The organism is Olivibacter sp. SA151 (assembly GCF_054130995.1).
In genome coordinates this window covers 266,513-282,772 of sequence record NZ_CP096391.1, presented here as the reverse complement: position 1 = coordinate 282,772, position 16,260 = coordinate 266,513, and the positions used below count along the sequence as shown (strand labels likewise).

The 16,260-nt window shown below is 38.8% G+C and carries 8 protein-coding genes; 1 reads left to right on the top strand and 7 read right to left on the bottom strand.

The window, feature by feature from the left end; translation table 11 throughout:
• Window positions 1-283: 283 nt before the first annotated feature.
• Window positions 284-460 carry a hypothetical protein gene (locus M1D52_RS01055; protein WP_377609970.1) on the bottom strand — a complete coding sequence of 59 codons (177 nt, stop codon included), beginning with the start codon at window positions 458-460 and terminating at the stop codon, window positions 284-286.
• A gap of 280 nt (window positions 461-740) precedes the next feature.
• Between M1D52_RS01055 and M1D52_RS01050 the strand changes: the two genes are divergently transcribed.
• Window positions 741-3,545, top strand: a complete 2,805-nt coding sequence (locus M1D52_RS01050) for a lantibiotic dehydratase (protein ID WP_437394076.1) — start codon at window positions 741-743, stop codon at window positions 3,543-3,545.
• Here the strand turns inward: M1D52_RS01050 and M1D52_RS01045 are convergent.
• From M1D52_RS01045 to M1D52_RS01020, 6 genes are all read right to left on the bottom strand, one after another.
• On the bottom strand, window positions 3,481-4,413 hold the full coding sequence (locus tag M1D52_RS01045) for a sensor histidine kinase (protein WP_157622189.1): 933 nt from the start codon (window positions 4,411-4,413) through the stop codon (window positions 3,481-3,483). The genes M1D52_RS01050 and M1D52_RS01045 overlap by 65 nt on opposite strands.
• 445 nt (window positions 4,414-4,858) lie before the next feature.
• A complete protein-coding gene (locus M1D52_RS01040) occupies window positions 4,859-5,593 on the bottom strand; it encodes a LytR/AlgR family response regulator transcription factor (RefSeq protein WP_041387120.1) in 735 nt (244 codons plus the stop codon).
• Window positions 5,594-5,785: 192 nt separating this feature from the next.
• Entirely contained in the window at window positions 5,786-7,240 is a 1,455-nt protein-coding gene (locus M1D52_RS01035; protein WP_437394075.1) for a RagB/SusD family nutrient uptake outer membrane protein, read from the bottom strand.
• Window positions 7,241-7,244: 4 nt separating this feature from the next.
• Window positions 7,245-10,466, bottom strand: a complete 3,222-nt coding sequence (locus M1D52_RS01030; protein ID WP_437394074.1) for a SusC/RagA family TonB-linked outer membrane protein — start codon at window positions 10,464-10,466, stop codon at window positions 7,245-7,247.
• Window positions 10,467-11,049: 583 nt separating this feature from the next.
• The gene (locus M1D52_RS01025; protein WP_437394073.1) at window positions 11,050-12,534 is read right to left on the bottom strand and encodes a RagB/SusD family nutrient uptake outer membrane protein; all 1,485 of its coding nucleotides are present in this window, start codon (window positions 12,532-12,534) and stop codon (window positions 11,050-11,052) included.
• Window positions 12,535-12,556: 22 nt separating this feature from the next.
• Window positions 12,557-15,784 carry a SusC/RagA family TonB-linked outer membrane protein gene (locus M1D52_RS01020; RefSeq protein WP_437394072.1) on the bottom strand — a complete coding sequence of 1,076 codons (3,228 nt, stop codon included), beginning with the start codon at window positions 15,782-15,784 and terminating at the stop codon, window positions 12,557-12,559.
• Window positions 15,785-16,260 lie beyond the last annotated feature (476 nt).

Sequence of the window (16,260 nt, the reverse complement as noted above, 5' to 3'; positions counted from 1 at the left end):
ATTTTGACCATCCCTTCGGGGTTATTGATGCTTCGTTACCTTATTAAAGGGGTTCGCTTTAAAAAAAGACCGTTTATTTTAACTTCTTTCTTTTCATTAAGTTTTCGTTTTTTAAGGCATTCAAGCTTTCCCTAACGGGAAGGTCCGCGAAATAAAGAAGCAAAGAGCCGACTGTAGGGAGTCTATGAACACCTTTGAAAATAATGAAGTAGTGAATAAAATCGCCACTTCCTGCCTACCGCAGGCAGGCAGCGGCATTGTTTTAGACGTCGGGCTTTTACTTTTAACCGGACGTATTATTATCTTCAGCCCTAAGTATAGCCCTGCGCGTGGGTAAAATGGCCTTGGAGGATACCGAAGCAACGAGCAGCAAAGCATTTACACGTCTGTTCATATCGCAATACCCAAGTGGATTGAGGAAGTGAAACGGCTCCAATACGCGCCAATGATGCTTTGCCATCAGGAGCGAGGTAGCTTACAAAGCCTTGATGTTTGCCTCTCTTTGCATCAAGGTAAAGAGAGATCAAATTAATATAAACACCTTTAGCTATATGAAAGCGAAACCGACGCAACGAGAGTTCACCGAAGGTAATCCTGACGCATCAATGAGCCCGTCGGGGTTTTGACTTCCTGCCTCCCGCAGGCAGGTTTAATTTTTACCCTCCCTGCGGGAGGCAAGCTTTTTAATTTACCATGTAACCATTGGATAAAAACTGCGTCTTATAAAAAACGTTATCCATATGGACCTTAAACTACTTCCTACCCTTATTTGCCGTACCCCTCTTTTTTCATATGAAGATACTTTAGAAGACAAGTGGGACGAGCTGAAAGAAGCCATTAAAATTTCGTCAAAAGACCTTTATGAGCAGATTAAAGACATCAGAAAAGAAGATTATGATAAACTACCCGAGAAAGTAAGGTTTTCTTGCTGGAAGTATTTCAATCGGGCACGCTTCCGGGCCACACCTTTTGGTCCCTTTGGTTCCATCACGATGGTCCCCTTGGAAAGAGAGGGATCCGAAGTTATCGTTGAGAAAGATCCTACGTTACATACGTTTACGAATTGGATTCATAAAGATACCTTACTATCCGATCTACCCAATCTTTATAAGAACGCCAAATTTTTTCAGGCCAACACGTCCGTTTACCCCTGCGGCGATCAATTACGTTACATCAGCACCTTGGAAGACGGCACCTTTGAAATTGCATCGATTGATAAACAAGCAATTATCGAAGATGTACTGCAGCGATGTAAAACCACTATTGCCAAAGAAAAAATAGTAGAGCATCTCATCAGTAAGTATGAACTAGAATTAGCAGTTGTAGACGATTTTCTGATTCAGCTCATCGAATTGCAGCTGCTATTGACTGATCTACATCCCAATATCATCGGTACGGATTACTTTAAGCGAGTTGGACTGGACGGGCAAGAATTTAAAGAAAATCCCTATATAATTGCTACCCGATCGTTGCTTAAAGGTAGTCTCAGCACACAGCAGTTTAAAGTAATACCGGAGGCCATTAATTTTATAAAAGACTATTTACCCCAACCCGTCCATAAGCCATTGGAAGATTTTAAGCGTGCTTTCCAACTTAAATTCGAATATCGGGAAGTTCCGCTCTTGGAAGCCTTGGACCCGGAACTAGGTGTGGGATACAATGAATTGGAATCATCGCCACACACAGACGAATTAATAGAGCTTTTAAAAGGCAGTCGGATACAAGAAAACGAACAAATACCTTACACCCCTTTCCATCAGTTTTTATTAAATGGGATCTTGAAAGGGGAAGATATTCAGCTCGAAGAACTAGCGAAGCACAATCTTCCGAAATATGTCACTAAATTACCCAATACATTTAGCCTGATTATACAGGAGATAGACGGCCAAATTTTAATCCAACAGGCTGGCGGAGCTACCGCAAATTCACTTATAGGCCGATTTACCTTGGAAAATCCCAATTTGACTCGGTACAGTAAAGAGCTCGTGCGCATAGAGGAAGAGGCTAATCCCGAAATCATATTTTTTGACCTTGCTTATCAATCCGAGCGGAAAGTCGATAACGTTAATAGACGGGATAACCTTTATCATTATGAGCTACCTCTGCTCACGTGGACCGAGAACGAACATCAATTACGACTAGACGATGTTTATATTAGTGTAAAAGGCAATGAAATTGTCCTGCGCGCGAAAAGCCTAGCTAAACGTATCGTTCCACGTTTAGCTAGCGCCTATAATTATACACGATCTGATTTATCGATATTTCGTCTTCTATGCGACATACAACATCAGCACCTACTTACCAGTCTAACAATTAATTTAAATAAGATTTTTCCTCAACTTAACTATTATCCTCGGGTTAACTACAAAAACCTTGTGTTTTCTCCTCGGATGTGGAGGATAAACGGAGAGACTTTTTTAAATGAGTCTATACCGATCAGGGCGCTAAAGAAATACCTAAAAAAAGCAGGAATACCTTCAACCTTCAAATGTTTAAATAGCGATCAATACCTGCTATTCAGTAAGGATTCAGATGAAGATCTCGAATTCTTACTGCAATATATAAAAAGCGGAAAGGAACTATATATCACGGAAGCAGCTTTACCAAAAAAATCGGCAATCAAAAGTAAGCAAAAACGACCTTTTTTATCTGAGTTGAACATTCACTTGCACGATACAGCAAACCGATATAAAACTTTTTCGACAGGCCTTACGAAGATCAATGCTGATCAACGAATTTCAATGATAGGACAAGACTGGTTATACGTTGAAATCTATATACATCCGTTACATTCAAATGTGCTGTTAACCGAAAACATTTCTCCTTATTTAGAAAAAGTTAAACCTAACATATCGAAATGGTTTTTTATTCGTTATTCGGCTCCTTCCCCTCACATACGATTACGTCTCAAGCTAACAGACCCCACATCCTTTCATGAAGCAATCTTTCAATTGACCAAACACCTATCTCGAGAAATCGAAAGTGGCATCATCTCCGATTTACAAATAAAAAATTATCATAGAGAAATTGAACGGTACGGTATTTCCACCATCGATCAAGCTGAACATTGCTTTTGGAAGGATAGTGAATACACGTTCATGTTAATTAAAAACAATATTGATCAGCATACTTCTTATAGACTAGTATTGCGTCTATTGGGTGATCTTCTTAACCAATTAGATGATGATCCTAAGAAAATAAGCGCTTTTATTAAAAATGGCAGTGATGCTTTTGCCGAAGAATTTAAGGTAGAAATGAAAGGATTTAAAGCAATCAATGAATTATTTAGCCATCTCAAAAAAGAAAAAGTGAGTATATCCCTGCCTAAAAAAATTGAAAGGGCTTATCAAACCTTATTAAAACAAGTTTCCCTTCTACTGAAACAAACAAATGTAAACGAATCCTTACAGCTAATACGGGATTTAGTCCATATGCATGTTAACCGACTATTTACCACCGATCAACGCGTCCACGAACTGATTATTTACCAATTTTATCTGAAAGAGCTGCTGGCGCAACAAAACCGTTTAAAACAGCAAGCTTGATTTGAACTTTTGTTTCAAAATTGTTCTTCCCGTCCGCAAAATATGAAAAGCTTGCTTGGTCTCCGTAAGTATGCTCAAGTCGTTTAGTTATATTTTCTAATCCTTTACTCAAGCCTGTAGTGTTATGAATAGCGTTGATAAGGTTTTTTGTCTCAATAAATAAGTTGTCTTGATCGGTATAAAGTTTTAAAGTAGCCGGATGATTTGACAGCGATAAGTTGCCATGTTTAAAGATATTCTCCGTTAAGGTTATCAAAACCAATGGAATCATCCAGATATTACGAACTCTTTCCTCCACTTCAATATCAAAATAAATTTGGTGGTTTTGTCTTAAACGATGCAGGTGAATCAAATTATGCACCTGTTCTATTTCCTCTTCGATGGCTATATAACCCTTTTCTTCACTACTCTCCACTGCATAACGCATCATGGCGGATAAGGTTAAAATAGCGTCAGCAGCAACAGGTGCCGATTTACGCGTTTTGTTATAGATAAAATTGAGCGTGTTAAATAAGAAGTGAGGATTGATCTGTGCTCTTAGATACGCATTTTGTGCATTAGTAAGCTCCTTTTCCATTTTCTGTTGGGCAATAATTTGATGTAATCGCTGTTTTTCAAGGGTCGCTGTTCGTTCTCTTTCTTTCAACAAATTAATAAGGAAGTAATATCCTGTGGAAAAGCCTATAAAATACAATGTTCGCCATGTAACCTTTATAAGATTTGCTTTCTCAAAGTTAATACGTTCAATTCCGAAGAACCCAGGATAGTATGCTGCCAAATATGCAATAACGTAATAAAACAAATAGTAAGCAATTACTTCAAGAACGATGCCTATTGGTAAGGTTAGAAAAGCTACTCCTGTTTTCAAAATTTTTGGTAAAACATAATGCGCGTGCAAATAAAATAGACAGATATAAAAAGTGTAGTGAACGAGGTATGAAGCCGGCTTCCCAAATTTTCCAGAGACTATCCCCACAATCACCGTTTCATAAAGCATAAATATTGTCCAGGTAATTACGTGAGCGCGGTATTTCGAAAAAAAATTCAAAAACATTTTACCCATAATTTTCGGTTTCGTGTAAGCTAGAGTGCATTCTGTGTAAAAATTTTGTACCTCATTAGAATAACTCCCAATTTTAAAAGAAAAGCCATGAAAAAGATTGAAGTTACAAAAAAAACAGTTTTTCTGTTTAAGCAGGTAAAAAAAAATGGTCAAGTAAAAAATGAAAGCAACACTACAGAGCTTCTTACCTGGACTTTCACAAATTAAGAATTTAAATAGTTTTAGTTGGTTGGTTTAAAGGCTGGCTTAGTTATGTACGGCCAGTCTTTATTGTATTTTTCAACAAGTAGTCATAAAAGGCATCTTTATAAAAGGTTCCTATAGGAATGAGCATGTTTTTAGGTAGCTTGACGAGACTTCCCTCTACTTTCTCGATAAAGTTTTTCGATATAATAAATGAGCGATGGATTTGTATAAAGTCATCGGTTTCATCAAACCGCTCTTTTATCTCTTTTAAGGTGAGATAGGTCATTATCTCTTCTGTAGTTGTATAGATTTTAATGTAATTCTTCACACTTTCGACCGCAATCACCTCATCAAATTTTATGCGGACAAAGCGATTACGTTCCTCCGTGGTTTTAACGTAAAACTCCTTTGAACTATCCTCCATTCGGACTCGCGGATTATCGTTAAGCAATTTATTGATAGTTAAAGCAAATTTCGCAAAGGTAAATGGCTTCAACAAATAAGCATCCGCTTCCACCTCAAAAGCCTCAAAAGCATATTTCGTGTGTGCTGTTGTGAAAATAAGCTTATTTGTCTTATTCCGTATATTTTTAGAAAGATCAATGCCTGAAATACGAGGCATATCGATATCCATAAAGATAAAATCAACATGCTCATTGATGGAGATGTCTGACATCGCTTTCAATGGGTCTGTGTAGCTTTGCTTCAGTTCAAGCTGAGGTATTTGTTGAATATAATCGTTTATAATCTCTATTGCGTCAGGCTCGTCGTCAATAATAATACATCTATAAGAGCTCATATTTGTTATACTATCCGCTAAAGATAGGAAAAAAATCCATACATCATCACGATTTTACTTTATCGCTTCAACTTCATTTATTAATATTTTTTATTGAAAAAGAGCATTATATCGATTAACTGATGAGTCAAATAAAAAAGGGCTATTGAGAAAATTCTCACAGCCCTTTCGCCTTATAACCCATAAACCCGATTATTTTTCCGGGTTATTAGGTAAAATTTGAGGATTCGCATTCACTTCCGCTTCAGGAATCATAAATAAGAATCTTGCATCTCCTGCAGGAATATTTAGCAAAGCAAAACTTCCATGATTTGTCCCAGAGTAATTTCTCTCAACTCCCTTATTTAAACGTTTTAAATCAAACCAAGCAGAACCTTCTCCCCACATCTCAATCCTTTTTTGCAAAATTATTTCATCAATTAACGCTGCTCCAGATTTTGTCGATTTTACGTACTCAGGATCTCTTTCCTTCGTAATTTCGTACAGCACACTTTGAGCACCGGCCTCATTACCAGAGCGAGCAAGACCTTCTGCTTCAATATAATACATTTCCGCAGATCGTAAATAAATGTAATCACCTTGTGTTCTATCTGAGGTCAGATCTCTAAATTTAAAGCTCATATATGGAGCATAGGTTGTACCTTCAAAGTCTCCTTCCTCCGCCCCTAAGAACATGCTTCTTCTATAATCAGTTGGTGACATCGCTTCATATAATCTCTTATCGATTGCGACATTTCCTCCCTCGGCATAACCAGTGTTAGTATTATCGAAGTGTGAAAAGAAATTCGCTACAAAGCTCGTTAATTCCGCATTGAGGTCTGCTCCCCACATGGTCTCATTTTGGGTAATGTCGTAAAATCCGTTCTTCCACCCACTTTCCGTTAATAAAGCATAACCTGATCTCGCATTATGAGCCATTTCAGCGGCTTCAGCATACTTACCAACCTCCAGATAAACTTGTGCTAAATAAGCCTGGGCGACACTTTGGTCAATTAACTCCCGATTAGGTCGAGAATATCCTTCCAGGGCTGTAACTGCCTGCTCTAAATCCGAAATGATTTGCGCATACACATCTACTACTTTCTGTCTTGTAGGGGTTACAGTACCAGTGTTAATTGGAATAGATAAATCATTTTCGTGACCGATATAAGTTGGTCCGTATATCCTGGCTAGCATAAAATGCAAATACGCTCTTAACGCGAGCCCCTGCCCGCGGATTGCTTTTAATTCTGAATCCGCTGTGTTTTCATCAATGCTATTTACGATCGTATTCGCGTTCTTGATCTGTGTATAATACGTAAACCAAGGCATGTGGGCCCTAGCATTTGTCGCAACTCTACCAGTATAATTGTAATTATACATATTCCAATTTGGATTAAGCATTACAACATCATTGCCCATCAAATCTATAACCGACAAAATCGATTTATGGCCATAATCTTCGTGCCCTGCGTACCCGGTAATTCCATATGACCTTAATCCAGCGAAAATTCCTTTCAAAGATCCCATCGTTGCAGACGGAGAGGATCCCAACTGATCCGAATCAATATAAGATTCTGGAGCCACATCCAAATAACTCTTTTTACAGGAAGTAAATAGAAATATTCCTGTGACGAAGTATATCAGTATTCTGTTTCTATTTTTCATTCTTTTAAAAATTAAGTGTTAAGCCTAGAGAAATACTCCTTAACAAACTGTAATTGTTTAATGTCAAACCGTTATTAATATCTCCTCCCAACTGCATCATTCTTGGATCTAAGCCTTTTCTTTTGGACCATAAAGCAATATTATTCCCAATTAAACTGAGTCTTGCCTTTTTCATACCTATTTTATTCAAATAATCTCCATCGAAATCATAAGAGACTGCAAAATTTTCAAGTGCTAAATAACTAGCTGAAACCAGAAACAAGTCCGAACTACCGTATTGTGTTCTGTCTACGCTCGATAGAACGGGTAAAGATGCATTTGGATTTTCAGGAGTCCAGGTATTATAAACGTCTCGGTGAAAATTTGCGCCACTTGTTCCCATACCAACGCCCTCATTAAAGAGCCCTTGATAGACATTATCGAAAATATAACCTCCCAATTGATAAGAAAAACCTACTGAAAGCGATAATTTTTTATATCGTGCGCTTAACCCAAAGCCACCATATAAATCAGGATTTGCCGTTTTATCACTTAAATATAGAGTGGCTGTTGAGTGTGTTGAAGTCTCTTCTTTCGGCCCTGTTGCCTCGCCAGTAATCTGGTCCGTGTTCCCCTGATACCATTTACCTAACCCTGTTTCCGGATCGACTCCAGCAAACTCTCTTAAATAATAAGTATATGCACTTTTTCCTTCAACAAATCTAAATACACTTGAGACGAATGGATCAGGCAGCTTTGTAATTTTATTCTTGTAATGCGTAGCATTTAGCCAAAGATTCAGATTAAAGTCGGATGCCTTTACTAAATCAGCATCAAAAGACACTTCCACACCTCTGTTACGCATATTGCCAATGTTTCGCGAAACGGATGGCGTCCCTGATGATGGCGATAGAGGGAAGTTATATAACATATCGGAAACAGCTCTTTGAAAATACTCAACTTCTAGGTTTACGCGATTATACAGACTAAGTTCAAAACCAGCATTAAAATTTTTAGAAACTTCCCACTTTAAATCCTTATTGCCAAAATAAACCTCACGTATAGACGGATCACCTGCAGCATCAGCCGTTATTTCATACTGCGTTAAATAGGGTAAAAAGTTTCGTCCAAAACTAAAGTGAGATCTATGATCCATAGAAACATAACTTGGATAGAATAGATTGTCATTTCCTTGCTCGCCATAACTTGCTTTTAGTTTTAAATTTGTAATGGCAGCACTTCCCGCTAAAAAGTTTTCTTTAGATGCCAACCATGCAGCGCCTAGCCCATAGAAATTGCCCCAACGATTATCTGGATGAAATACCGAAGAGCCGTCCCTTCTATAGCTCGCGTTAATAAAGTATTTTTCTGCATATCCATACGTCAATTTAGAAAGATAACCCTCTACTTTATATTTATCGTTATATCCATTTAACGCACTATATTTACTGGCATTCGACAAGAATACTGGACCAGGTATAACAACACTTGTTTTTGTTCCTGCGAGCATTTTGGAAGTAAAATCAGAACTTTCATGTCCTACCAAAAGGTCGATACTATGATCATTTATGGTTTTCTTATACGTGAGTAATTGCTGATTCGTCAGAGTTCCTTCAAACGATGCCGCATTCGTTATTGACCCACCATAAGGAGCTGCATCTCCCCCCAGCGGAGTTGCATATCTCAATCGGTAAGAGTCTAAATAATCATAACCCAAGTTATATGTAAAGTTGAAATCTTTTAGAAAGTCAAAGGACGCATAAACCCTGAAACTCATATTTTTGTTCTCGTTCGTCTGCGTATTCTCTAACGTCGTCCCATAAGGATTCATATTAGTAATATAGGTTCTATTTGCTTTACTTCCATCAGGATTAATCGTTTCACCAGTACCCCAATCGTATAGTTTATTCCCCTTGTCATCATATAAAATGTTACCATCTCGTCCTCTCGCATAAATAGGATAAATAGGTGCTATATTCCTAGTCCAAGAAAACAAGTTAGAATAGGTAGCTGATCCTTTCCCTGCTTGTGGATCTCTCATCTTTGTACTAGAAAAATTCACATTAGCACCTAATTTAACGAAGTTGTAAGGTTTATAGTCCAAATTCGCACGAGCAGATATTCTGTCAAAACCGGAATTAACTACATAACCATTGTCTTTTAAATAGCCTCCTGAAAGATATGTTGATACTTTATCTGTCCCATACTGTAAGTTTATGAGATGTTCATGACGCACGCTATTTTCGAACAGGGCTTTGCTCCAATCATCATGATATAATAATTGTGCATTTGGATTTATCTTTCCCGTAGTTCTATCAATAATCTGGTCATTGGCTACATTGAAAATATTATAGCCTAAATCTGATACTAGGCTGCTAGACGCTTGAGCAGCAGCCTCCTCCGGTGTTAAATCTGGATTATTAGCCATTGCTCCTAACCTTAACCTTTGCCACCTTAGTTCATAATATTCCTTTGGGTCTGTAATGATGTCGTAATCTGATACTGCCCGAGAGTTTACACCAACTCTAGACTCATAATTAATTCGCATTTCTCCAGTTCCCTTTTTTGTAGTAATAATTACAACACCGTTTGCACCGCGACTTCCATAAAGGGCGTTGGCTGCAGCGTCTTTCAAAAAAGATATCTGATCAATGTCCTGTGGAGATATAGCAGCTACGTCCCCATTATAAGGAACTCCGTCTACAACATATAAAGGTTGGTTGGATGAAGAAATAGAACCAATTCCCCTGAACCTGACTTGCGGAGCAGCGCCTGGTTGTCCAGTCGTTGATCTGATTTGTACCCCCCCAACTTTACCAGATAGTGACTGTACTACGTTTGATGTTTGGGTCCGTCCGATCTCTTCGCTTTTTAATGTTGAGATAGACCCGGCAATAGACTCTCGCTTTTGCTCACCATAAGCAGTTACAATAACTTCATCTAAAGTATTTTCTTCAGCCACTAATTGTACGTTTAGTGCAGCCAAATTATCAACTGATAAAGTTTGTCGAATGTATCCGATATATGTAAACACCAGACTTTTGTCCCCTCCTTGAATGTCGATGGAATAATTTCCGTTTGCATCTGTTTGTGTTCCATTTGCCGTTCCAGCGACCACAACAGATACACCTGGTAATGGTTCCCCCATTTCATTGGTAACCTTACCGCTAACTCTTCTCTCTTGCGCATACGCTGCCCCTATTAGCATTGTAAACAGCAAGAAGAAACTTAGTAGTTTTTGTTTCATGTGTTTTGTGTTTTGGTTAAAAATTAAATTGATTAAAAATATAAAATGATTGCACTTATATTATTTCCTTTATATTCAGACTAAAAACCGGAAACCTTATCATCAAGTTTGATAATAAATACACCTCCTTACTGGATTTCAGGTATTAATCTGTCGACCATATACCATAACTCGAGTTCAGTGCGATAAGGGATAGAGAAAAGTCGGCTATAGGACAGGTTGATCGATCCCCTCAAAATTCCTTCTACATCTATTATCCTAGTTAGGCTAAGTAAATCTACCTCAATACGCTACACTTTAGAGTTATATTAAAAAATTGACAATTAATTAGCAAAACTAAGATTTTGAAAATATTTTACAAGTTTTTTTTAGCTTTTTGCTTCTTTCTGAAAACTATAATTGGGCAAAATCGCTTAACTAAGGAGTTTTCTTTTTTATTTGAACTCATAAATCCTCATACAATGTAACAAGAACCTTTATTTAGTCGTCTAGCTTTCAACATCTGCTATCAAAACAAAATGCGCCATGGAATGGTTGCCATGACGCATTATAATAGGATAAGAGAATACGCTATTGTAATTCTTTAAAGCCCTGGGTTGGTTTGCTGTTCACCAACAGGAATCGGGAATATATAGGAAGATGAAGACGTACCAATAGGCCCTCCGGCTCCATACGATAATATCGCTTGTCCTCTTCGCATAATGTCCGGTGCTCGGAATCCTTCTCCGAGTAACTCAATACGGCGTTCTTTCAGAATTTTTTCAATTAAGTCTGCTTTACCGGAAGCAACGAGCGGATTAGCCGCGTCGGAGCGAGTGTGAACGGCATTTACCAAGGCTAAGGCTCTAGCCTGATCCCCCACTTCTGCTTCTGCCTCAGCCAGATTTAATAGTACTTCCGCATAACGGATAACGGGAATCCAATCTAAAAATGGCGATACACCTGTCCACTTAGTTAATATACGTACCGTATTACCCCCGGTTGTATAGTCAGCAGTTAGCAATGTTTTTCTTGCATCAGTACTGCTCCATTGCGGATCTGTGTAAATACCTTTTATGGCATTATCCGCCGTACTACCATTTAAGTAATATTCGACATTTCCATTTGGCACCGTATTATAGTAGTAGCCCATTTGGTTTTGTGTACCTGGTGCATTTGTATCGGCAAAAGGCATCGATAAAATATTCTCAGTCGTTGTGTACGGCGTCACAAAAACGGATTGTACATTCGCTTGCAAAGCATGCGAGACGCCTGATGGTGCACTAAACGGAGCTGATGCCGAAACCATTTTGTTCCCTTCTTCGATCACCTTTGCGAAATTCCCCATCGCTAAATAAACACGTGTCTTCAAAGCAATGGCCGTATTTTTATGCGCTCTGGTAGTGCGCAAAGTGGGATTGGCATAATCCGCGGGCAAAGACGCTTCTGCTTCGTCTAAATCAGTAAGTATTTGCGCATATACTTCAGCAACCGTACTACGGGGCAGCGAATTGTTTTCTGTATTGGTTTCCGCTTTCAAGCGTAGCGGTAAGCCAGGAGAAGTACCGTTATCCAACACATAAGGGCGGGCAAACATATGCACCAGTGCGTAATACATCCAGGCTCGTACAAACTTTGCTTCTCCTCGATAATTTGCTTCGAGCTCCGCACTTACCACGCCAGAATGCTGATCAAAATCTTCCAAAAACTTATTGACCCTGTTTATGGTCATATAGGCCTGAATCCAGAAGTTATTAACTTGCGTGGTAGTCGCATCATTCGTGTGATTATAAACAGCAAGTCCTGTCACACCGTTATTGGTCCGGTTTATAAACTCTTCTGCACGTATATCATTATAGATATAATAGCGTCCAGCCATAAGCCTTCCATCCTTGGCAGATGCATATAATCCGTTAACGTGCGTTAAGATACGTTCCGGCGTATCAAACATATTATCCTCCGGGATATTTAATTCCGGACGCAGATTCAAAAAGTCTTTACTGCAACTACTTACCGTTGTTGCAAGCACAAAAGATACCAAAGAAACTTTTAGTAATCCTTTTATATTATTTTTATATATCGATTTCATTTTATTACTTTAACTAGTCAACTTAAAATCCTACAGTCAATCCCATGGTAAATGTTCTGGCTTGCGGTATTGAATTACGCTCAATACCCGACGATAAATTCTGATTACCATTGCTCGATATTTCCGGGTCTACACCACGATATCCGGTAATGATAAATAGATTTTGTGCAGAACCATATACACGTAATGATTGTATACCACTATTTCCAAAAAGATGTTTTGGTAGGCTATATCCTAAACTGATATTTTGGAGTCTCAAAAAGTCGCCCTTCTCCACATTATCAGAAATCAAGAAAGAGGAACCGTTGGACACATTATCACCATAAACCGCACGAGGAATTTTACTTCCTGTGTTCTCAGGCGTCCACGCATCTAAAACCTCTGTTGAATTGTTCCAAACCCGTTGATCTAATAAGCCGGCACGACTACCATTATAGATGTAATTACCTCCTGAGAACGTAAAGATCAAGCCTAAATCGAATGCTTTATAACGGAAATTGTTGTTAAATCCTCCAAACCAGGTAGGAATGGTATTGCCCAATATCTGTTGTTCATTCGCAATATTTACACCCGTTGCAGGTGTGCCATCTAAATAGGTATAAGAAGTTCTAAAAGTATTGCCGTTTGCATCTACGAATTGCTCGCCGCCATGTAAATACTGTACCTGTACTCCATCTCTAGTTTCAAAAATACGACGACCATTCTCAGGATTCACCCCTGCAGACTTCACGCCGTAAATGCTCGCTGCTGCATATCCTACTCTAGTGATACTGGTCAATTCAAGACTAGAGGTATAAGCGAGCAACGGTGTATTTTCGTCCACTAAACTCGTCACTCGATTTTTTAAGGTCGAGAAATTCAAACTAGTGGTCCAAGTGAAATCCCCTTTATCAATAGGCGTCGCATTGATATTAAATTCAAAACCACGGTTATACATGGAGCCAACGTTCAGCAATATGGTATTTTCATCTGCTGTAACAGGAGCTGGAATGCCCTTGGATGGCGCTTGGGGCACCGCCAATATCATATTATCAATATCTTTATTATAGTAATTGGCCTCCAAGTTCAAACGGTTATTAAAGAAACCCAAATCCAAGCCAACATTTAGCTGGGTACTGGTTTCCCATTTTAAATCATTGTTACCGGCTTGTATATAATAATTACGTGATACACCACCGTAAATACCGGTTTGATACAAATTGTACGAGCCATATAAGTTATTCAAGTTACCATTTCCAACACGACCCCAACTTCCCTTTAATCGGAAGTTCGAAATCGTATTTGAAAGACTGGAATTTTTGAAAAATTCCTCATTGGAGATGGTATAACCGACAGAGGCTCCGCCAAAACTACCCCAACGATTATCTGGCGATAAAGCGGAGTTTCCATCTCTACGGAAATTACCACTTATATAATATTTATTATCATAATTGTAACTTACACTTCCCAAATAAGCTTCATAAGCTACTTCATTTACCCAGTTGCCTCCTGCAGTATTGACCAAGAAAATTCCCTGATATTGATCATAAAATGGATCGGCTAAATTAGAACGCTGGCCACCCCAAGCCCGATCAGACCGCTTTTGCGCGTCTGATCCGACTAACAAACTTAAATTATGGACGCCATTAAAGGTTTTATCGTAAGTCAAAGTATTCACCCAATTCCAGTTCTCCGACCTAATCTTGTTATTAAATGCATGCCCTGTGCTACCTACACCATCTCCTTGAATAGGATTCCAGAAACGTTGGTTTTCTATATTACGTAAATCCCAAGAATAGGTTGTACGAAAATTTAAGCCTTCCGCAAGCTTTATGGTGGCGCCTAAATTCGCCAACAAGCGATTGGTTTCCGAGGAATTTTTGTCCAAATCAATTAAAGGATATGGATTAGGAAACTGTGCGGGGATCAAGTTGGCTCCTCTCCCAATCGCATTTCCTTCAATATTATAGCTACCGTCAGGATTAAAAGGCCGTACGTTCGGCACTTGCGCAATAGCAATACGACCTAAACCGGAAGTTGTATATGCTCCCCCGTCATTTGAACCACTGTTAGGTGCGTTGTTTTGTGTATTGGTATAGTTTACATTGGCGCGTAGATTTAACCAGTTTGTTGCCTGATGATCGATATTCATTCGACCGCTTTTACGTTTGAAGTTATTCGCTTTCAAAAATCCATCCTGATCAGCCAATCCCGCTGAGAAATAATATTTAGTCTTTTGCGTTCCGCCCGAAATGGTCAAGTTATGATTTTGCTGCCAGGCCGAACGGAAGATTTCATCGTACCAACGAGTGTCCACTACCGAGCCATCATCATTGTATTGTAAGAAGAATCCTCTGCTCTCAGCATCTCTCTGAGCCGGTGGCACAGCATTTGGATTAATTGCCAGCGCATTCGCAAGCGCAGCATTCTTATGAGCCACGTATTGTTCCGCATTTAATACATCCTGTAGTCGTACCGCTTTTGTGTTACCTACCCATCCATCATAGGTAACGCTTGTTTTTCCTTCCCTTCCTTTTTTAGTGGTGATTACAAGAACACCCGCAGCTGCTCTTGATCCATAAATAGCAGAAGAAGCAGCATCTTTCAGGATATCCATTGACTCGATATCAGCAGGGTTAATATCTCCCAAAGGATTATTCACCGTAGCGTTCAGATTGGCCCCTTCAAATTGTGTAACATTGTCGCTGGTTATTGGAATACCGTCTACCACAACTAAAGGGAATGAGCTTAATGAAAGTGAGCTTAAACCACGAACACGTATTACCGGCGGATTATTTAATAAACCGTTCGGCTGTACCACATTTACACCGGTTGCCTGCCCGGTTAAACCTTGGCCAAAGCTTTGTATAGGCATGGATTTAATGACATCACCTCTTACGGAAGCAGCAGAGCCGGTAAATTCCTGGCGCTTTTGCGTTCCATAACCAGTAACAACCACTTCGGAAAGCTCCGAGGCGTCTGCTGATAATACAACATCAATGGTATTACGTCCGTTGATTGGTTCGGTAACCGACTTAAAGCCAATATAGCTAAAGGTTAGCGTCCGCGCGTCTGCGGGCACCGCAATAGAGTAATTTCCTTGACCGTCGCTTTGGGTCCCGTTAGATGTTCCCGAAACGACAATGGATACGCCTGGCAGACCTTTACCATCCGCTTCCGTTACCTTACCGCTAATTCGTCGCTCTTGACCATACGTGAGCTGGAATAGCCCTAGGCACAGCAGAACGAAACTAAATAGTTTTTGTTTCATGTGTTTGATTTTTTGGTTAAAAATTAAATTGATTAAAAAATAAAGAAGGGAAATAGCCTTATACGCTGGTTCACTCACCAGGTTTAACAATAAGCGCAAAGATTCTTAGTTGATATTTCATCTCAATTCGTATCGATTGAACTGCTTTTTTCCAAGAAATAGCAAGAAAGAGTTAGGCTTAGGCAAAAAACAAGCATATAGAGTCCGCCTACCGAGAACCTACATGAAGAATACCTAAAAAAGAAAGACGTTTAGTAAACTTTTTTCAAATTAACCCAATCTATACTATTTAATGATACTTGTTATTATCTATTCAGCAACAAAACTAATAGTTATTACAATTTTTGCAAGTATGAACTAAAAAAAATTGTATATTTACAACAAGAAAGCACTTCAACCTTATAAAAAAGCCAATTCGGTTTGAAACTAAATTAAAATTAGATAAGAATTGTAACAACAGTAAGCTAATTATATTA